Consider the following 20,652-nt stretch of genomic DNA (forward strand, 5'->3'; position numbering starts at 1 on the left):
ATGAATCCCCCGCCATGGCTCCGCCGCGTCTGCCTGATCTCGCTGCTGGTCGGGCTTGCGCTGGTTGTCTTGGGGCCGGTGCTGGCGTACGGCGTGGTGTCTTGGCAGGTTGACCAGCAGGCGGGCGACCCGGCCAAGGCGTTCGAAGCCGCGATCGAACCGTGGAGGCAGGGGCTGCTGTGGACCACGCCGATCGGCATGGCAATGGTGTTCCAGGGCGGCCTCGGCCTGCTGTTTTTTTGGGTGACGCGGGTGGCCGACGCCTCGCGAGACACGTGACTTCCGCCGGCGGAGCCCAACAATGTCGGGCCTGGGGCGAATTGCCCCGCAGGCCCGCCGGCCGGCCTCATGACGCTGTGATGACCGGCTTACTCGGTGTATATTACCCCGCTTGCCAACCGCGGGATGTGGGGGATACGCCACTCGCTCCACGAACACGACTCGTGGCGGAAAGTCCTGCTAGCAAACCCGCGAGGCGCGAACGGCAACTTGTGCAGGGGCAAAGTTTCGGTCGTCGATGATGGAGGGTGGCAGGGTTCGGCCGAGAACTTTCCCGTGCGAATCCGCCACCCACAACCCTCTACCGCCCTCCCGTTTCCAACCGGGTGAGTAAGACGCCAACCGCGTCGCGAGGGGCCCCAGCGACCCACTACTTTTGGAGTCATCCCTTGAGCATCTCCCTCCTGAAGCTTTGGCCGGCGTCCGTCATCCTTGGGTTAACCCTGCTCGCGCCCCCGCGCGTCGACGCCGCGCCAGCCGGTCAGCAGGTGTTCCCGTCTCAAACGGTGTTCTGGGTTTCGCTCCCAGAAGCGGCCGGCTTCCGGGACAAGTTCTCCCGCACGCAGCTGGGCATGCTCGCCCAAGACGATTCCCTCAAGCCGTTCGCAGAACACATCTGTCGGCAGACGCTCGATCAGTTTGGCGAGGTCCGCGATACGCTCGGCGTGTCGCTCGACGACGTTCTCGCGGCTGCCGGTGGTGAGCTCGCATTGGGCATTGCGCACCGCGAGGGCCAGCGGGCCGTATCGGTGCTGGTCGTCGACCCCGCCGGCAAGCGGGCCGGGGCCGACCGGCTGATCGCCAAGGTCGACGCCGCCCTAACGAGCCGCGGGGCCCGCCGCTCGTCGCAGAACCTGGCCGGCCTGGTCGCCACGGTCTACAAGATGCCCGCCAAGCCAGACGCCAAGATTCAGCGTGAAGACCTGGTGCTCTTTGAAGACGGCGGCCTGATTTGTTTTGTTGAGAGCGTAGCAGAAGCACAGGCCGTCCGGGCCCGCATCGCGGGGCAGGGCGACAGCCTGGCCGACCTGGAAGACTTCCGGAAGACCATGGCCCGCTGCGCCCGCGAATCGACCGCGACGCCCGATGCGCGTTGGTTCCTGGCGCCGTTCAAATACGACTTGGCCCGCCGGTCGCGGGAGCAAAAGAAGAACCTGGCGGACAAGAAGGACACCTTCACAATCCTGCGTGAGCAGGGCTTCGACGCCATCCGCGGCGTCGGAGGCCACGTGCAGGTGGCGGTCGACGGCGCCAAAGACTTTGTGCACCACACGGCGATCTACGCCCCCGCCAAGCCGGGGACAGCCGGCAAACCGGCCAGCCAGCGGTACGAGCTCGGCATGCGGATGGCGGAAACGCCCAACCAGCAGGCAAACTTTGGGGTCGAGCCGTGGGCGCCGCGGAGCACCGCCAACTACAGCACCTTCAGCATCGACATCCAGAACGCCTTCGAGAACCTCGAGAGCGTGTTCGACGCGATGTCCGGCTACGAGGGCGCGTTCCGCTACACGCTGGAGGGCTTCGAACGCGACGAGTTCGGCCCGAAGATCAAGGTGCGGGACGAGATCATCCGCCACCTCGGCGATCGCGTTACCCGGATGGCGGACTACGAGCTGCCGGTCGACACCGACTGCGAGCGGTTCCTGTTCGTCATCGAAGCCAAGGACCCGGCCAAGCTCGCCGAGCCGATCGACAAGTGGATGGACACCGACGGAGCCATCCTGCAAGAAGTCCGCGGCGTGAAGTACTGGGAGATCCTCCCCGAGGACGAGACCGAAGTCACCGTCGAGCTCGGCGGCGGCCTAATCCCGCTCGACAATCAAGCCGCCGACCCGGCCGAGGAGTCGCTGATCCGCCGCGCGGCGGTCTGTGTGCACGGCGGCTACCTGATCGTCGCGTCGGATGTAGAGTTCCTGGAGCAGGCGATCTTTGGGGTCACGCCTCAAGAGTCGCTGGCCGGCAGCTACGACTTCCAGGCCGCGATGCGTCAGCTCGACGCCATCACCAACCAACCACGCTGCAGCTGGTCTTTCACCCGCACCGACGAAACCGTCCGCCCCACCTACGAGCTGCTCCGCGAAGGCCGGCTGCCCGAGGGCAAGACCTTCTTCGCTCAGCTGCTCAACAAGCTGCTCACCACACCGGAAGAGCAGGAGAAGGCGATCGTCCGCCGTCAGCGACTGGACGGCAGCGAGCTGCCCTCGTTCGAACTCGCCCGGCGCTACTTCGGCCCCTCCGCCCGCGCGGTCACCGCCGAGGACGACGGCTGGTTCATTACCGGCGTGGTGCTGAACAAGGCGGGCCAGTAATTGGGGCGGCCCCAGTAAGGTCGCGTGGCGGCAGCGGGCTACGGGTACTCAAGCTTCGCCCAGTACGGGCGCTGCCGCTCGCCCCGGGTGCGCGCGTCCTCGAGCAGCACCCGCAACTCGGGCTCGATCGGGTTGTCGCGGTCGGTCACCCGGCGGCCGTTTACCTCGACCTCGATCGGCTTGTCGAAGTCGACCAGGTCGGGCGACAGCCACACCGTGGTCTTGCCCGCCTGCCCACGCACGCCAAGTTTATTGTTGGGGTACTTACGCCCAATGAGTCTGGCTGGGCGGGTGCCGCGGCGGGGCGGCCACGAGCTCGGCGAGACCATCGACTTGGCGGGCAGCTCGTCGAATTCGACCCACCAGAAGTAGTTGTCCCAGGGACGCATCGAGTGGACCTCGAATTCTTCGGGGCTGGGGCGCCGCGTCTTGCGGCCCATCCAGTCGAATAGCCGCTGGATCTCGTCGGTGAACGGCTCGTGCCCGCGGCCCAGCAGCTCGACGATCGTCGTGTCCACTTTGGGCTTCAGGTAGCGGTCGAACTCGTAGGCGTTCTGTTCGATCTTGTCCCCGTCGAGCTCGCCGCAGACAAAGTACCAGGACAGAAACAGCGCGTTCTCGGTGTAAAACTTGATGTACTCGTCCGCGGCCGCCAGCACCGGGATGACGCCGGCCCACAGGTCGGGGTGGGCGAGGGCGATGTCCCACGCCGCCACCGATCCAATGTCGTGCCCCGAAAGGTAGACGCGGTCGGTATCGATTGAGAGCCGCCGCAACGCGTCGCGGTAGGCGGCCAGCACCTTCTGGTGCTCGTCGGCTGTGAAGCCGTAGGAGTACTGGTGCGGCTGGAGCCAGTCGACCGCGATGGTAATGTACCCGTGCCGCATCGCCTGGCCACGGCGGACGCCGTCGGTTCCCTGGCCGCCGGCCCAGTAGTCGAGCTGCATCTCGGGTCGGAACCCGGCCCCGTTGAGCGAGATTACTGTTGGGTACCGCTGCAGCGGATCGTACTCAGGAGGCAGCTGCACCAGATACCGGACGTTCCCCAGGCCCGGGCCGATGGCGGTCCCCAGCTCGAATACGCCGGGCGAGCGTTCCTGCTCCTCGGGAAGCGGCAGCGGCGGTTTGACTAGCTTGAGCAGTTGCGCGACCCGGCGGACGTCCCCGGCCTCGCTGTCGCGGATATCGATCAGCAGTTTCTCCCGCTCGCCGGCCAGCGGAGCCCGCAGGTACGCGAGCACCTTAGCCCGCACGTCGAACAGCGACAACGCCGACGCCAGGTTGTCGCTCGCCTGGTTGGACCCGAGCAGCCACCCGCTGATCGCGAGGGCCGCCTTGCGGTCGGAGTCGAGCGCGTCGCCATCGGCCAAGTTGATGAACGCCGTCATGCGGTCCAGCGAGGCGGCGTTCAGCTCCTGCTTGATCTCTGCCTGGATCTCACCGGCCACACGCTGCACCGCCGGCTCGGTGATCGCGGCCACGAGCTCGTCGAGCAGCCGGTGCACCAGCGCGATGCGGGCGTCCTGCTCGTCGAGCGCGACCAGCATCTCGCGGACCCGCTCAAGTGTCTTGCCGTCGACGTCGCCGGCCGGGAAGTTTTCTAGAAGCAGACGCACCAGCTTGTGCTGCCCGGACTGCTGGCGTAACTCGATCTCGTCGAGGATCGCTTTGGCGCCGAGCTGCCGCAGCTGGTGGAGCTCGTCGCGTAGGTCCTCGAGCTGAGGGAAGTCCTCGAGGACGCTTTCCAATTCCCGCCGGGCGTCGGTGTAGCGTTCGGCCTGCAAGTACAGCCGCACAATCTGCAGCCGGGCGTCGGGATTGTTCTCCGGGACCGCGTTCTGCAGGATCCGGCTGAGGGTCTCGCGTGGGATGCTGCTGGTCGCGAGCCGCTGGTCCCAGACGTAGCTCCGCGGCTCAACATTCAGTCCGCGGACACGCGTGTAGGTAGGGGTCACCTCGGTGATGCCCTGGACCACTGAGATCGAGCCGCCTGCGGCCTGCATCTCGTAGATACGCCGCCCGTAGTCATCGAACGGGGTGACCCTCAGCTGCCTGCCGACCGCCCCAACCATTGCGCCGTGCTCGGCGTGGTCCTGCCAAACGCTGATGACAATCGGCTTCTCGCGGTCAACGTCCAGGATATTGCGGACCCGGAACTTGTTGACGAACGTCCGCCGCAGGCCGTCGTCGATGATCAGGATCGGCGTCACCTTGACCTCGCCCGCGGACGGGGAGGGACGCGTCGGGTCCTCGGCTACCCCGGACGTCTGGCCAATGTCCCCGATCATAGTGCGGCCGTCGTCCATCTGAATGGTCGACGCGCATGCGCTCGCGGCGAGCAGCAGCGAGCAGAAGATCATCCAAAAGCGACGTGGCACGGCGGAATCCTGGGGTTACCCCATTCTCGCTCGGCCGGGACGAGGGTCAAACGATCGGGGCCAACTCAGTCGGATTCGCGAACGCTCGTGCCGATTATTGCGGCTGTAAGGACGCTACAGGGGAGCGACAACCTCGTCGCCGTTGCGGGTCGACAGAGCCCGCAGGATATTGACGTCCAGGTCCTGCTGGAGGAACTGCACGCTGCCATCGGTCATCAAGAAGCTGGCGCCGCCGGCGTGCTCGCTGGCGAATTCGAGGTCGTTGAAGGACAGCTTCCTCGGCCCCGGCGCGCCGTGATCCGTCAGGCCGTAGCCGAACGTTTCGCGGCTCGCGTTTATCGGGTAGACCACATTCTTGGCGGCGCCCATGCAGATCCGGCTGTACATCCCAGGATTCCCTCCCCAGGTCGCGCCCAGGAGCCAGTGGGTCTGGTAGATGTACGACCGCTCGCCGATCGCAAGCGTGTGAGAAGTTCCATCGGTGATGCGCGAGATCTGCACTTTGCTCTCTGGGTACATCGATCCGTTCTGCATGACGTCGCCGCAGGTCTGATCGCCGGCGCTCCAGGAGTCCGGGTCTCCTGAAGCCCCTGCAACCGCGTCGTAGTGCGCGCTTTTGTTAGTCCCCTCATCCATCACCTTGCTAGGGCACCGGTACAGGGGTACTTCAATCTCACTGGCCTGGACGTTCGCCATCCCGCCGTAATTGTCTTCCGCGCGGTCCTCGACAGCGGCAATCTGTTCGTACAGGCCGCCCTCCTCGAGGTACGGCAAGATCAGCACTCGCCACGGGGTTCCGGGAACACCCCGCTCCTTGGCCAATCGGGCCGCGGGCGGCAAACGCTTGTGCTGGTCGTGATAGAGCAGCAAGCCGAGGCCCTGCTGTTTGAGGTTGTTCTTGCAGGTCGACCTGCGGGCCGCTTCCCGCGCTGCTTGGACCGCAGGAAGCAGCAACGCGATCAACACCGATATAATGGTGATCACGACCAGCAGTTCCACCAGAGTAAACCCGACACGACGCGCTGTGGGTCGCCGACGCCTGCCGCACCACGGCGCGAGACCCACAGCCAGCAGCAGCGCCGCGGATGGCTCGGGAACCGCGACTAGCCCCAGCTGCACGTTTGCGTACGCCGCGGCCGGGGCGGGCAGCTTGTCGAGGAAGGCGTCGATGTCGCCAAAATCGAGCCGCCCATTGGCGTTGGTGTCGCCCGTGTAGTCCGCCTCGAAGCCGATCGGGTAGCCGTCCAGTTCGTAGTTGAAGTAGGCGTCGCGGTTGCGGAGGGCCAGCACGAAGAGGTCGACGTCGGCGTCGTCAAAAACGCCGTCGAAGTTCATGTCGCCGGTCTCGGCGATGACCATCGCCATGCTCGTGGTGTAGTAGACGGGCGCGGCGAACAGGCCGAACGGCAGCAGCCCGTGGATGTTCACCTGGTCGAACTGCTCGTTCCGGGCAATTGATCCGGCCGTGATGAGTTCGAACTTCTGCCCCCGCTCGGGCGACTTAAGCTTAGAAAAGTCGACGTCCAGCGTGCCGCCCAGGATCGCGTCGCCGTTGATGGCCAGGCGGTCGATCTCGTCGGGCGTCTCGCCAAATACTTCCATCTGCAGCTCGCCGCCCTGCTTCTGAAGGTAGTTGCCGTCTATCGAGAACTCGCCGATCGAACTAGCGCGACTCGTGCCGGGCCGAACCACCCCGCCGGCCACAACGTCCACCCCGCCCGACACCAGGCCGTTGCCGATCATCTGCGACCGCATCTGCACAGGGGCTGCCCCGCTCGAGAGCTGGCCGCCCAGCATGAGCAGCTCGCCCCCAGGCTCGACATCCAACTCACTGGTCGCGAGCCGTCCCCCCAAGAGCTGCAGGGATCCGCCTGCTTCGACGGTCACCCGTCGAGTGGCCGAGAGCGTCGACGCAGGGCTCTGAACCCTCAAGGCCATTGTCTGCTGATTAGCGCCAGCGATGGTGAGCTCGTGCACGAACGCTGACACCGGACCGCCGGTGAACGAGTTGACCGTAACGACCTGAGCTCCGGCGCCGGGAGGGTTAACAAGGTTCAGGACGTCGATCGAGGTTGGGACCCGGTTGCCCTGCCAGATCTCCGGCTGGAACCAATTGTTCTGCGTCACCTGAGACTGCAGGGTTAGGCCTTCCTTCGGGGCGACGAACGCTACGTCGAGCGAATTCGGACCATACAGAAGCTGGACTGCGATGTCAGCGGGCGGCGGCGTGTCGAAGAAGAATGAGTCGAACTCGCCGTCGACCGCGGCGCCGAAGATTGCCTGGATCTGGTCGCCGCTTGCTGGCTGGAAGCCGTTGAGGAAGTTCAGCTCCAGGTTCCCCGCCAGGTTGACGCTGCCGTTAGGGATCAAGTACTGGTCGTGCTGCTGGCCCGGAGCAAGCCCACCGACGTCCACGTAAAGCGTGTCGCCCGACGTCATGTTGAGCGAGGAGAGCGTGATAATCTCCGGGACGCCCTGGATCTGAGCCTGGGCCGCGGCAGCCGCGAGCAGGGCCGCCGCCGTAACGAGCAGGCGTAGGCGGATCAGGCTGGAAGGGGGCGCGAGCATAGCAAACTGGGAGGCGGAGACCCGGGGCCAGGGACCGCCTCCCAGTATAGCCCGACCGCGCCTGGGCGCGTCGTTTGCCTGGCAAGGAATCTGCCGCCGGGGTTCAGGTTTTGAAGAAACCATGGTGATTTCGCTTGGTTTGGCCCACAACAAGCCAATCAACAAATGCCCCCCGCCCCCGCCAAACTTTCTGGAGAAAATGCCAGGGACCGCCTAGAATGCAAAGCCGTGGGGCCGCGTTTCCTCTTCCTCCTCGAGTCCCCTGAGTCACACCGTTGTTCTGGCGCCAGACTAAAATCCTGCTGTTAATGCTGCTCGTCGGGCAGGCGCCGGCCGGCGCTGCGCCCGCGCAATTCTGGCTGTCATTAGACGACCACAACGCCACTGGCCCGGCGGTCGCTACCGGCGTCGGGGCCGATGGCGTCGCGCTGCGGGTGCACGTCTGGGCCAGGCCGCAGACAGCGGGCAGCACGCAGATGGAGAACTTCTCGCTCAACATTGTGTCGTCGTCTACCGATTTCGACATCGATGCCGACACGGTCGAGGTTTACAACCCGGTGCTGGCGAGTTCTCGACCGCGGTTCGAGTTTGTCAACGACTCGGCCGAGGGCCTGATCGGCGTCGACTCTGGCCTGCCGCTTGGTTTCAATCGCGGCATCGCAGGCCTGCAGGGGTTCACTTTCGACAGCTCCGCGGCCGATGGCTTCGGCGGCGTTTGCGACACGAAGGACGCCTACTGCGACGACTCCTCCGGCGTCGAGTCGTGGCTGGTCGCCTCGTTCTCGCTTGTCCCGTCGGCGTCAGTGGGCTCGGCTGAGCTGTACCTGCAGGTGGGACTCAACGGCATGAGCCACGCGGGAGAATTCCCGGGCGATATGGAGGTGACGTTCGGCGTCGACTCGATTGGGGCGGCCCCGCCCCCATACGATCCAGAGAACGACTACCATCTCATACACGGCGATGACGACCCCGACGCGGTCGTCTCATTTGTCAAGCTCGGTGACTACGACGCCGACGGCGACGTCGACACCGACGACTACACGGTGTGGGAATCCGAGTACGCCGGCGGCAACTACGCCGCCGACGGGACGTTCGACCGAATCGTCGACGCCGCCGACTACACCGTGTGGCGGGACAACCTGCCGGCGTCGCCGGGGCCGGCAGCGGCGACGACGATTCCCGCACCCAGCGGCGCCGGTTGCCTGTTAGGCGTCGGCGTTGCGGCGGCTACTCGTCGCCGGCGAGGTTCTCGGCCTCTTGCTTCCAGTGCGACCGGATGAGCCCGGTCTTCCGCTCCACCGTACGCGGCGCCACGCCGAGCTGAGTTGCGATCTCGCCTGTCGTGTAGCCTGCCAGCTTGTGCCTGGCGATCTCCTGCAGGATTGGTTCGGGGAGCAGATCGATCAGTCGTTTGCACTCGTCGTTGAGCGCTACGATCGACGCTGGTGAGAGATCGTCCTCGACGAAGTCGAGCTGGCGCGGCTCGCCGTCGCGGCCGTGGCCGCCGGCCTCGGAGGCGGTCACCACCCGGCCCCCACCTCGTTTGGCGGCCAGCTGACGTTTGCGCTGATTGATGGCCTTGCGGGCGGTGATCTTTGCCAGGAGCGGCCAGAGTCCGTCGCGGTCGTGCAGGTCGGGGAACTCGCCCTGATTGACTCCGTCAAAAAAGCTCTTCAACGCGCTGAGCGCTACGTCCTCTTCGTCCTCGGCGCCGCGCGGGCTGGCGCCGAGCGTCTGGCGAGCGAGTCCGACCAGCCGGTTGAAGTACCGCTGCCAGAGCGCGTGCTGAGCCTCAGAGTCGTCGCCTTCCTTGAGGTCGGCGATCCAGCACGTAATCGAACGATCTGAGGGGACAGACATGGCTGCTAGCAGTCGCCTTCGGAAAACCGACAGCATAAGCCCCCGGTCGGTATCCGTCAAAGCAGCCGGCGCCAGTCCCTATACCGCGAGATTTGTCGCTTCGCGGCCGTCGCTGCACGCGGAGTCTAGGCAAGCAGGGGCGATCGAGCAGGGTCGAAGCGGAATCGTAGACTGCAGGGGTCGTGCGAGTCGATCAGGTGACGGCAGGGGGATTCCATATGAAATACAACGCGTTCCACATCACCGCCGCCGCGCTGCTAACCGGTTGCAGTGCGTTCCAACCGGCTGAAACGACTTCGCACCTAGAGCCGGCTCAGGCGACAACTAACGCAGAATTGCAGGCGGTCGCGTTTGAGCAGGAGGTGATCCCTTCCGACCCGGGTCCCGCGCTGGTCGCCGAGCCGCTGCAGCAGCCGGCCGACCTCGCAAGCGCTAGCCCCCCGCCCGCCGCGGTCCCGCGCCGTCTGCCGCCCCAGCAGACCGGTTTGACGCTCGCGAGCCTCGAGGAAGCGGCGCTGGCCAACAACCCGGTGGTCAAGCAGGCCCACGCAAAGGTCCGCGCGCTCTGCGGCAAGCGACTCCAGGCCGGCCTGCCGCCCAATCCCACCATCGGCTACCAGGGCAGCGAGATCGGCAACGGCAGCGCCGCTGGTCAGCAGGGGGCCTACGTGGGTCAGGAGTTCATCGTCGCCCACAAGCTGCAACGCGACCAGGCGATTGTCTCGGCCGAGATCCGCAAGGCTTACCAGGACGTCGCGGCCGCCGAGCGGCGGGTCAAGACCGACGTTCAGGCCCGGTTCTACGAGACGCTGCTCGCCCAGCGCCGTGTTGAGCTGGCCGGCGAGCTCTCCAGGCTCGCCAACAGGGCGGCGTCGGCATCCCAGGCATTGCTGGACGCCCAGGAGATCCCGGTCGCTGGCCTGCTGCAGACCGAGGTTCAGCAGCAGAACGCGTTGCTGCAGGCCGCCACCGCCCAGAACCGTCTTGAGCAGGCGTGGCGCGAATTGTCCGCCGTGCTCGGCGCGGAAACCCTGCCCCCACAACCGCTGGCGGGCGACCTAACGCCGCTGCCGGAGCCACTCGACTGGGAGCTGGAACTCGCGCGGCTGAGGACCGAGAGTCCGGAGCTCTCCGCGGCGATCGCCGAGGTCGAGCGGGCCCGCAGGGTGCTTAATCGCGAATGTGTTGAGCCGCGTCCGAACATTACGGGTCAGGTCGGCGTGCAGTACGACTACAGCAGCAGCGACACCATTACCAGCGTGCAGATTGGCATGCCGCTTCCGTTGTGGAATCGAAACCAGGGCGCGATCAGTCAGGCGCGTGCCGAGATCACCCGCACAAGCCACAACGTAGACCGACTAGAGCTGGCGCTGCAGCAGCGGCTCGCAAGGGCGTTCCGCGACTACGCCGACGCCCGGGTCACCGCCGAGACCTATCTGAATGAGGTTCTGCCGCGGTCTCAGCGGACGTTCCAGCTGGTCCAGTCGGGCTACCAGGAGGGGGAGATCGGCTACCTGGCGTTGCTTGCCGCTCAGCAGACGAATTCTCAAACCAACCTCGCCTACCTCGACGCCCTCGGCAACCTCTGGCGGAGCAAGGTGCTTATCGATGGGCTGTTGTTGGAAGAGAGCCTTTCCGCCGAGTACTAATAAGGCCGCCAGAGGTCCAAAATCTCGGGTTCTCCAAATCGTCGAGCCGCGGTACCATTCTCGCTGTGCAGACCTTCGTACGAATCCTGATCGCGTTGTGCGTCTTCGCGCACGCCTCGCTCGGCTGCGCCGCTCACCACAAGTGTGCGGGAGAGCATGGGCACGTACGCGCTAAGAGCCATGCGAGCTCTCGGGATTCAGCGGACGTCCATTGCGACCCGCAAGAGGGGCATGCCCTTAGCACGCACGCGTGTGACCAGCGCCATCCGGACGATGTCCCGCTAGAATCGTGCGACCACACCCTGTGCAAGTGGACCGCCGACGGCGCCCGCGGCGTGGTCGAGCTCTCGCTCGATTCTAGCTACGGGGTGGCTGCCCTGGTCGCTGAGCCCGTGCGTCGCTCCACCAGCGGCATGCTCTCCACCACGCGAGGCGATGCCGGGATCCCGATCCCGCTGCCGGTGCGCGCGCACCTTCTGCTTGGCGTTCTGCTGATCTAATCGGGCAGGACCGCCCAGCAGGTCGCATGCTGCGACCTGTTCGGCATCCCTTTCTCCTTCCTGTTCCGGGTGCGTTGCGCACCCGCTGCGGATCCTCACCAATTCCGATGGCCGCGTTTGTGCCGTCGGTCGGAAAGTCTCATGGCGCCAAGAAATCCACGTACCTTGCTTGTCGCGGCAATGATTGTTCTGGGCCTCTCGGCAACCGCCGCGTTCATGCTGCTCAAAGACCGACTTCCCGGCATCCCCGGCGATGGTTCGCCGGTCGTCGCGGCGACCGATGACCATCAACAGGAGGCCGGTCACGCGAACGAGGCTACCGCGAGCCCGGCCCTGCAGGTCAGCAAACGCGGGCTGCAGAACATCGGCTACGAGCCGTACACGGTGGCGTTCCGGGAGTACGAACGCCGGCTTGTGCTGCCCGCCATCGTGGTCGAGCGGCCCGGCAAGTCGCAGACCCACATCACCGCGCCGCTCACCGGGATCGTGACTTCGATTGAGGTGGTGCAGGGGCAGGCCGTTACGCCCGGCACGCTGCTGTTCCGGTTGAAGCTGACGCACGAGGAACTGGTCGGCGCCCAGCGGGACTTCCTGCAGGACCTGGCCAACCTCGAGGTGGTGGAACGCGAGGTCGCCCGCCTCAAAGAGCTCGGCGACGGCGTCGTGGCGGGCAAGCGGATCATCGAGCAGCAGTACGAGCGGCGAAAGCTGCGGGCCTCGCTCGCGGCCGAGGAGCAGGCGATGCTGCTGCACGGTCTGACCAAGGAGCAGGTCCGCTCCATACGCGAGTCTCAAGAACTGCTGCCGTCGGTGGACATCTTCGCCCCGGGGCACACGCACGGAGAGTCGGAGGACGAGCACGAGCACCCCTTGGTCGTGCAGCGATTGGGGATTTCGGTTGGCCAGCAGGTGCAGGTTGGCGAGGAGATGGCTGTGCTGGCCGACCACCACCTGCTGCAGATCGAGGGGGCGGCCTTCGAAGACGACGCCGAGCAGGTCCGCGAGTCCGCGGCCAAGGGGCGCGCCGTGACCGCGCGGCTAGTCAGCGGCGACAACGCCGCCGTGTCGGGACTAAAGATCCAGTATGTCGCAGGGCAGGTCGACCCGGTGTCGCGGGCGTTCAAAATCTACCTGAACCTCCCGAACAAGACGGCGCTCGACAAGACCACCGACGACGGGGTGCGGTTCTTTGAGTGGTTGTACAAGCCCGGCCAGCGGATGCAGATCGACCTGGTTGTCGAACGGACGCCCGGCCAGCTTGTGCTGCCGGCCGCCGCGGTCGTGAGCGATGGCGCCGAGAACTATGTCTACCGGCAGAACGGCGGCCAGTTTCAACAGACGCCGGTGCACCTGCTGTCACGGGACAAGGAGTGGGTCGTCGCCGCAAACGACGGCGCCCTGTACGAGGGGGACGTCATCGCCGGGCGGGGAGCCTACCAGCTCCACCTGGCTTTGAAGAACCAAGCCGGCGGCGGGGTCGACCCCCACGCCGGACACAACCACTAGTCCGCCCCGCCGCTGTCCGAGAGTCCCACATGCTGAATGCGATCATTCGTTTTGCGCTGACCAACCGCCCGCTGGTGCTCGCCGCCGCGGTGGCGGTGCTAGGCGTCGGCGTCTGGCAGGCGCTGCGGTTGCCGATCGATGTGTTCCCCGACCTCAACCGGCCCCGGGTCGTGATCATGACCGAGGCCCACGGGCTCGCGCCCGAGGAGGTCGAGACCCTCGTCACCTTTCCGCTCGAGACCGCCCTGAACGGCGTCACCGGGGTCGAGGCGGTGCGCAGCTCGTCGGGCATCGGCTTGTCGGTAATCTACGTCGAGTTCGAGTGGGGCACCGACATCTACGACGACCGCCAGATCGTGAGCGAGCGCGTCGCGGTCGCCCAGGAGTCGCTCCCGCGCGGCGTTCGGCCCCAGCTAATGCCGATCTCTTCGCTGATGGGGCAGATCATGGTCGTCGGGATGCAAGCGGACGAGAGGGTCTCGCCGATGGAGCTGAGAACGATCGCCGACTGGACCGTGCGCCAGCGGCTGCTGGCGATCAAGGGGGTCTCGCAGATCATCGTCATGGGGGGCGAGCGGCGGCAGCTGCAGGTGCTGGTCGACCCCGATCGGTTGATCCAGTACGGCGTCTCGCTGCAGGAAGTCAAGGAGGCGATCGCCGACAGCAATCAGAACACCACCGGCGGCTACCTCGACGAACAGGGCCCAAACGAGCTGCTGGTCCGCTCACTCGGGCGCGTGCACACGGTCGCCGAGTTGCGGGACGTCGTGGTGACGCACCGCGACCGCCAGTCGGTCACGCTTTCGCAGGTCGCCACGGTCGTCGAGGGACCGCAGGTGAAGCGGGGCGACAGCTCGGCGTTCGTCCGTGCGGACGAGACCTCCGTCCCCGGCGATTCGGTGCTGCTCACTGTGCTCAAGCAGCCGCGGGCCGACACGCGGAAGGTGACCGAGGAGGTGTTGGACGCGCTCAGGACGCTCTCCCCAACACTGCCGGAGGGCGTCCGGATCACCCCCTCGCTTTACCAGCAACGCACCTTCATCGACCTTGCCGTACAGAATGTTGTCGACGCGCTGCGGGACGGCTCGCTGCTGGTGGTGGTCTGCTTGTTCGCGTTCCTGCTCAGCCTGCGGACGACCTTCATCACGCTCACCGCCATCCCGTTGTCGATCGCGGTGACGGCGATCGTCTTTGCGATGCTCGGCTTGTCGGTCAACACCATGACGCTCGGCGGTTTGGCGGTCGCCATCGGCGAGCTGGTGGACGACGCCATCGTCGACGTCGAGAACATCTACCGCCGACTCCGGGAGAACCGGGCGTCTGGCACGCCTCGCCACCCGCTGCAGGTGGTCTACCAGGCAAGCATCGAGGTCCGCGGATCCATCGTCTACGGGACGATGATCGTGGTGCTGGTGTTCGTGCCGCTGTTCGCCCTGTCCGGCATGGAGGGGCGGCTCTTCACGCCGCTGGGCATCGCCTACATCGTTTCTATCCTGTCTTCGCTGCTGGTGTCGCTGACGCTGACTCCGGTGCTGAGCTACCTGCTCCTGGGGCGGCGGCAGCTGAAGCTGCACGCTGGCGACAGCTTTCTCGTCCGCCTGCTCAAGGCCGTCGCCGGGGCGGCGGTCGCCGCGAGTGTGCGGTGGGCGGCGGCTGTGATCTTACTGGCCGCGGTCGCGGTTGGGGTCGCCGGCTGGGCAATGGTGAGCCTTGAACGCGACTTCCTGCCCCCCTTCAATGAGGGCGCCGTCCAGGTCAACGTGCTCCTCCCCCCCGGCGCGTCGCTCGCGGAGTCTAACCGCGTCGCCGGCCTGGTCGAGAAACGCCTGGTGCAGATCCCGGACATCCTGTCGTTCGCCCGCAAGACGGGACGCGCCGAACTCGACGAGCACGCCGAAGGGGTGAACGTCACCGAGTACATCGCCACGATCGACCCGGCCAGCCCGCGTTCGCGCGAAGAGGTCATCGACGAGATCAGCGCCGCCTTGGCCGAAACGCCCGGCGTTGTCGCTTCGGTCGAACAGCCGATCGCGCACCTGATCTCGCATATGCTGTCGGGCGTGAAGGCGCAGGTAGCGATCAAGCTCTACGGCCCCGACCTCGACACCCTCCGAGCCGAGGCCGAGGCGATCCGCAACGCGATCAAGCCGGTGCCGGGCGTGCGGGACCTGATTGTTGAGCTGCAGTCGATCGTGCCGCAGCTGCGCGTCGAGGCCGACGGCGAGAAGCTCCGCTTCTTCGGCCTGCGGCGGGCCGATGTCAACGAGCTGATCGAGACCGCCATGCAGGGCGAGGTGATCTCGCAGGTGCGCGAGGGCCAGCGGACGTTCGACCTGCTGGTGCGATTCGGCGAGCAGCACCGCGAAGACATCGATTCGCTCCGCCGGCTGAGGATCGACCTGCCCGCCGGCGGCAGTGTGAAGCTGGAGGACGTCGCTAACATCTACCGGTCGGGCGGCCCGAACACCATCAAACGCGAACAAGTCAGTCGGCGGATCGCGGTGCAGTGCAACGTCTCGGGCCGCGGCCTGGTCGACGTGGTCAACGCCATCAAGCAGCGGCTCGAGCCGATCGTCGCGGAACTGCCTACCGGCTATTACATCGAATACGGCGGGCAGTTTGAGAGCCAGCAGGTCGCCTCCCGCGTGATCGGCCTGCTGTTCCTGGTGTCGCTCGTCGGGATGTTCCTGGTGCTGTACAAGATGTTTGGCTCCGCAAACCTCGCGTTGCAGGTGATGGTTGCGCTGCCCATGGCGTTTATCGGCAGTGTCGCGGCGTTGTGGCTTACCGGGCAGACACTGACCATCGCTAGCATGGTTGGTTTCATCTCGCTCTGCGGCATCGCGTCGCGCAACGGGATCCTGCTGCTCAGCCACTACCTGAACCTGGTGCGCCACGAGGGGGAGGGCTGGACACGCGAGATGCTGGTCCGCGCCGGGCAGGAACGGCTTTCCCCGATGCTGATGACGGCGTTGACCTCCGGCATCGGCCTGGCGCCGCTGGCACTGTCGGCCGGCGAACCTGGCAAGGAAATACTTTACCCAGTGGCGACCGTCATCATTGGCGGACTGATTACTTGCACTTTGCTGGAGTTCCTGGTGCGGCCCGCGATGTTCTGGACCTTTGGACTGGACGCCGCGCGGCGGGTCGTCGAGAGCGCCGACGAGCTGCCGCCGCTGGACGATTCGCAAGACGGTGAACGCCGTTTTGGATAACCCGCGACAGTTGATGTTCTTGTTAGGAATTGAACACCGGACAATGGAGTTTTTGATGCGTAAGCAGCCCTTGAGTCTTGCCGCAGCGTGTCTGTTGGGCGTCGCCACTGCCGGGTGCGGTCCTCAGGCCACCACCACGCCCAATCCGGGAGACGCACACGCGGAGCACGTCCACCCGACCGAGGGCCCGCACCACGGCGCGCTGGCCGAACTGGGTGAGGAAGAGTACCACGCGGAGATCGTGCACGACGACGACGCGGGCAAGCTCTACGTCTACCTGCTTGACGGCGCCGCCAAGCAGGCGGTTTCCATTGACGCCGAAGAGATCACCGTCAACCTGAGCCACGACGGGAAGCCCGAGCAGTTCAAGCTCGTCGCCGACCCCGAGGAAGGGGACGCCACCGGCGGAGCCTCGCGGTTCTCATCCAGTGACGCCGAACTGCTCGAAGAAATCGAGCACGACCACGCGGATGGTCAGCTCGTGGTGTCGATCAACGGATCGCAGTTCCGCGGCGCGTTGCCGCACCACGATCACGACGACCATGATCACGACCACTAACCGGACGCGGATCGCCGGAGCACGCTCTTTTTCTGACTTCGCTCAAGAGCCCAGGCAGCTGACTTGGAGCGTCCGGATCTCCGTGCCGGTATTGGCGAGTTTTCTCGGAGATTTTGGTAGAAAGCCGCTGCTCAGTGGGTTCCAATAGGTGCTCACCAACGGGTGCGCCCGGGCGTCGGTTGGCGGCCGAGTGCTGGCGAGAGATTCGTCCAATGACATGCGGATTGGGACAAAACTCGGCGACCAGGCGCCGGTGGAATTTTCGCAAGTCGTTGTTTTGCAGTGGGTTGCGGAAGTCACCACCGCTAATAGAGCAGGAGTTTTGTCCCTATGAATCATTCTTACGGCTTTATGGACAAAACTCGGTGAGCAGTAATCGGGGTCGACGGCCGCAAACCCTGCCGCTGCAGGGCCTAACGGCCACCGCGAGAGGCGGCAGGCTGCGAGTTTTGTCCCCCCGATGAACAGATGGGACAAAATTCGGCGAGCTGTCCGTGGAGACTCTACTTCTGGAGAAACGCAATTGATGCACGGCCCACTCTTTCCATTGAGTCTCATCGCCAGCGGGCTGCTCGGGCTCTGCTTACAAGGCGCCGCGATAGCGGCCACGACCCAGCGGCCGAATATCTTGCTGGTGTTCACCGACGACCACGCCACGCAGGCGATCAGCGCCTACGGCTCACGCATCAACCAGACCCCAAACATCGACCGACTGGCGATCGAGGGCGTGCGGTTCAACCGTTGCTACGTGCCCAACTCGATCTGCGGCCCTTGCCGAGCGGTGGTGCTGACCGGCAAGTACAACCACAAGAACGGGTTCTACACCAATGGCAACACATTCGACGGATCGCAGCAGACCTTCCCCAAGCTGCTGCGAAAAGCCGGCTATCAGACCGCGGTGATCGGAAAGTGGCACCTCAAGAGTGACCCGACCGGATTCGACTACTGGGACGTACTCAAAGGGCAGGGCTCGTACTACAACCCGGTGCTCCTCAGCCAGTCGGGCCAGCGTCGGGTTGAGGGGTACTGCACCGAGATTGTCACCGACCTGGCGCTCGATTGGCTCAAGAAAAGCCGGGACGCGGACAAGCCGTTCATGCTGATGTACCAGCAGAAGGCGCCGCACCGGGAGTGGGCGCCGCCGCTCAGCAAGCTCCACATGTACGACGGCGTCACGATCCCCGAGCCCCCGACGCTGTTCGAGGACTACTCACTGCGTGGCAAGCCGGCCCAGCATCAGGACATGACCATCGCCGAGACCATGACCCCGGGGGACCTGAAACTCACCACGCCCTCCAGCCTTAACGCAGAGCAGCGCAAGGTTTGGGAGCAGGCCTACGGCCCCAAAAACCTCGCCATGCAGCGCGCCAACCTTTCCGGCAAGGACTTAGTCCGATGGAAGTACCAGCGCTACATAAAGGACTACCTGCGGTGTGTCTCGTCGGTGGACGACCAACTCGGCCGGATGCTCGACTACCTCGACGAGTCGGGGCTGTCCGAGAACACCCTCGTGATCTACTCGTCCGATCAGGGCTTCTACCTCGGCGAGCACGGCTGGTTTGACAAGCGGTGGATGTACGAGGAGTCGCTCCGCACGCCGTGCCTGGTCCGGTGGCCCGCGGTCGTCCAGCCGGGCCGCTTTGACGACCATATCGTGTCGCCGTTGGACTTTGCCGAGACCTTCCTGGAGGCCGCCGGCGCGGAAATTCCGGCAGACATGCAGGGTCGCTCTCTGATGCCGCTGCTCAAGGGCGAGCCGCCCGAGGACTGGCGTCAGACCTTCTACTACCACTACTACGAGTACCCGGCCTGGCACTACGTCCGCAAGCACTACGGCGTGACCGACGGACGCTACAAGCTGATCCGCTTCTACGAGCCGGGGGTCGACTCCTGGGAGCTTTACGATTTGCTATGCGACCCTAACGAGATCAACGACGTCGCGGAGAACCCGGTCTACAAGCCGGTCCGCGAGCGGCTCGCGGCCGAGCTCGATCGCCTGCGGTCCGAGCTCGAGGTTCCCGCCGAAGACCCGCCCTCTTCGAAGCGTCCGGCGGGGCCGCCTCGCGAGCGGAAGCCGACCGATACACCGTACGCGGCGCCGGCCGAGGCCGCTTAGGGAGGTGACGTCACCTAGTGGCCGGGATTCCGGAACAACCGGGCGTTAGGCCGCAGGCGTCCGGGCTCCTTGCCGATTCGTTCCTACCGTGCAGGAAGTCGAGATCCAGACGGCATCACGCGATCGACATTGACCGGGGGCGGGCCGGTGCTGCCGTGCACCTCGAGCCAGGCTTGCTGGCGGGTGGAGCTGCTTTCCGCGTCCCCCTCGCCGTCGATCAGCCCCAGCAAGAGCTGAAAGGCCGAGCGGCCAAGCTCTTCTGAGTCTTGGCAGACGGCGGACATGCTTGGGTAGACCAGGTGCCTTAGGTCGGTGTCGTCGAAGCCTACGATCGAGAGGTCGTCGGGGATTCTCACCCCCATGTGGTGCGCCTCGTTGATCGCCCCGGCGGCAATCAGCGGGTCGGCGATGTACACCGCAGTTGGTCGGTCGGCGCTACCGACAAGCTTACGCAGCACGGGGCCGCCGTCCCGCCGCGACGGTGGGACGCGGTAGACCAGCGACTCGTTGAGTAGCTGGTGCTCCGTGAGCACATCGCAGTACGCGCGGAACCGGTCTGCGTGGTCGCCGTCTTCGCGGTGGCAGGCGACAAACGCGATCCGTTGATGCCCGAGCGAGACCAGATGCTCGATCGCTTCGCGGCTGGCCTGCGCGGACTCCGTGTAGGCGAACGCGATCGTGGGGTGCTCGAAGTGGTCTCCGAGGACGACGATCGGCAGTTGCTCCGCCGCCATCTCGACTACCAGTGGGCGGTCCTCGATCGTGCAGCGGACGATGGCTCCCGCGATGCCCTTCCGCGCGAAGACCTGCTTGAACGACTCGTTCGCCGCGCGGTCTCGGCGGATATCGATGACCGACAGATCGTAGCGAGACTCACGCATCGCCGAGACGATGCCGTCAACGCACGCCGAGTCGTATGGAGAGCCAATAGTGAACGGCCCCGCATAAATCAGGGCGATACTAGACGCAGAGCGGCGCTGCTCGGCCGGCTTGTAGCCGCAGGCCTCGACGGCCTGCAGCACGTCGCGCCGGAGTTTTGGCGCTACGCTTTCCACCCCGTTCACCACGCGAGAAACCGTGGCAATCGACACGCCTGCGTGCTTCGCGACTTCCCTAATAGAGGCCATTGCCTACCGTTTCCTGGACGGGCCGAGACCCAGAGTTTACAGCAAGAAACTGTTTCTCGCTTTATGGTAACTCACGCCTGCGGGGAAGCAAAGCGAAAATTGAGGCAATTCTTGATTGAATCGGAGGAATCGGCAAATTCTGCTTGACGCCGACAGCGATTCCAGAGACACTTTGATTAACAGTTACTCGTCTGTTACTCAATCAGCCAACCACCGGTCGATTGATCACTTTTCTTGACGACTGCCGCTCTCGATCGCTTGAAGCTCGAGTGGCGATACCTTTTCCGACAGCTGGCTCCTAAATCATTCGCCCTAGCAAGCGCTTTCATCTGCGACGGGCAACGACCTCATCGACTGAGAGGTGCATCTCATGACAATGACCGCGAAATTCGCGACTGTAGCTGGAGCCGGCGTCACGTCGACGAACCGTCGTCGGCGATCAGTGGCGTCCCCGAGCCTGCTGCCGGTTCGCTCGCCTTGAGCGAACCGGCAGCAGGCCGACTTTGGCGGGACTGAATTGCGGCGGTGGCGGGGCAGCCCGCGGCTTTCCAATCGGAGTTGGAGAGCCGCGGGAGCCACCTAGTGA

At 65.2% G+C, this 20,652-nt stretch carries 12 protein-coding genes; 8 read left to right on the forward strand and 4 right to left on the reverse strand.

Translation table 11 applies throughout. The annotated features are described in order from the left end of the window. Positions 1–279, forward strand: a complete 279-nt coding sequence (locus Pla123a_RS22900) for a hypothetical protein (RefSeq protein WP_146591401.1) — start codon at positions 1–3, stop codon at positions 277–279. Between the two features lie 389 nt (positions 280–668). Continuing rightward, positions 669–2,588: a hypothetical protein gene (locus Pla123a_RS22905; protein ID WP_146591403.1), complete on the forward strand. Its 1,920-nt coding sequence runs from the start codon at positions 669–671 to the stop codon at positions 2,586–2,588. A 38-nt stretch (positions 2,589–2,626) separates the two neighbouring features. On the opposite strand, the gene Pla123a_RS22910 is transcribed toward Pla123a_RS22905, so the two are convergent. Together Pla123a_RS22910 and Pla123a_RS22915 are read right to left on the reverse strand one after the other, a co-directional pair. Beyond that, positions 2,627–4,966, reverse strand: coding sequence for a peptidase (locus Pla123a_RS22910; RefSeq protein ID WP_146591405.1), 2,340 nt, complete (start codon positions 4,964–4,966; stop codon positions 2,627–2,629). Between the two features lie 114 nt (positions 4,967–5,080). Continuing rightward, complete coding sequence (locus Pla123a_RS22915; RefSeq protein ID WP_197528221.1) at positions 5,081–7,534, reverse strand: DUF1559 domain-containing protein; 2,454 nt, start codon at positions 7,532–7,534, stop codon at positions 5,081–5,083. Positions 7,535–7,809: 275 nt separating this feature from the next. Between Pla123a_RS22915 and Pla123a_RS22920 the strand changes: the two genes are divergently transcribed. Beyond that, positions 7,810–8,814 carry a hypothetical protein gene (locus Pla123a_RS22920; protein ID WP_146591409.1) on the forward strand — a complete coding sequence of 335 codons (1,005 nt, stop codon included), beginning with the start codon at positions 7,810–7,812 and terminating at the stop codon, positions 8,812–8,814. On the opposite strand, the gene Pla123a_RS22925 is transcribed toward Pla123a_RS22920, so the two are convergent. Further along, on the reverse strand, positions 8,762–9,394 hold the full coding sequence (locus Pla123a_RS22925; protein WP_197528222.1) for an ECF-type sigma factor: 633 nt from the start codon (positions 9,392–9,394) through the stop codon (positions 8,762–8,764). The genes Pla123a_RS22920 and Pla123a_RS22925 overlap by 53 nt on opposite strands. A 218-nt stretch (positions 9,395–9,612) precedes the next feature. On the opposite strand from Pla123a_RS22925, the gene Pla123a_RS22930 reads away from it, so the two are divergent. The 5 genes from Pla123a_RS22930 to Pla123a_RS22950 all read left to right on the forward strand — a co-directional run bounded on the left by Pla123a_RS22930 (position 9,613) and on the right by Pla123a_RS22950 (position 18,939). After that, positions 9,613–11,043: a TolC family protein gene (locus Pla123a_RS22930; protein WP_146591413.1), complete on the forward strand. Its 1,431-nt coding sequence runs from the start codon at positions 9,613–9,615 to the stop codon at positions 11,041–11,043. Between the two features lie 680 nt (positions 11,044–11,723). Continuing rightward, entirely contained in the window at positions 11,724–13,049 is a 1,326-nt protein-coding gene (locus Pla123a_RS22935; RefSeq protein WP_197528223.1) for an efflux RND transporter periplasmic adaptor subunit, read from the forward strand. Positions 13,050–13,078: 29 nt separating this feature from the next. After that, positions 13,079–16,264 (forward strand): efflux RND transporter permease subunit, encoded by a 3,186-nt coding sequence (locus Pla123a_RS22940; RefSeq protein ID WP_146591417.1) that lies wholly within the window; start codon positions 13,079–13,081, stop codon positions 16,262–16,264. Between the two features lie 55 nt (positions 16,265–16,319). Then, positions 16,320–16,823: a hypothetical protein gene (locus Pla123a_RS22945; RefSeq protein WP_146591419.1), complete on the forward strand. Its 504-nt coding sequence runs from the start codon at positions 16,320–16,322 to the stop codon at positions 16,821–16,823. A 526-nt stretch (positions 16,824–17,349) separates the two neighbouring features. Then, a complete protein-coding gene (locus tag Pla123a_RS22950; RefSeq protein ID WP_146591421.1) occupies positions 17,350–18,939 on the forward strand; it encodes a sulfatase family protein in 1,590 nt (529 codons plus the stop codon). A gap of 83 nt (positions 18,940–19,022) precedes the next feature. Here Pla123a_RS22950 and Pla123a_RS22955 read toward each other — a convergent pair whose 3' ends face one another. Continuing rightward, entirely contained in the window at positions 19,023–20,066 is a 1,044-nt protein-coding gene (locus tag Pla123a_RS22955; protein ID WP_146591423.1) for a LacI family DNA-binding transcriptional regulator, read from the reverse strand. Between the last annotated feature and the right edge of the window lie 586 nt (positions 20,067–20,652).

Origin of the sequence: Posidoniimonas polymericola, from assembly GCF_007859935.1 — a bacterium.
Lineage (GTDB): Bacteria > Planctomycetota > Planctomycetia > Pirellulales > Lacipirellulaceae > Posidoniimonas > Posidoniimonas polymericola.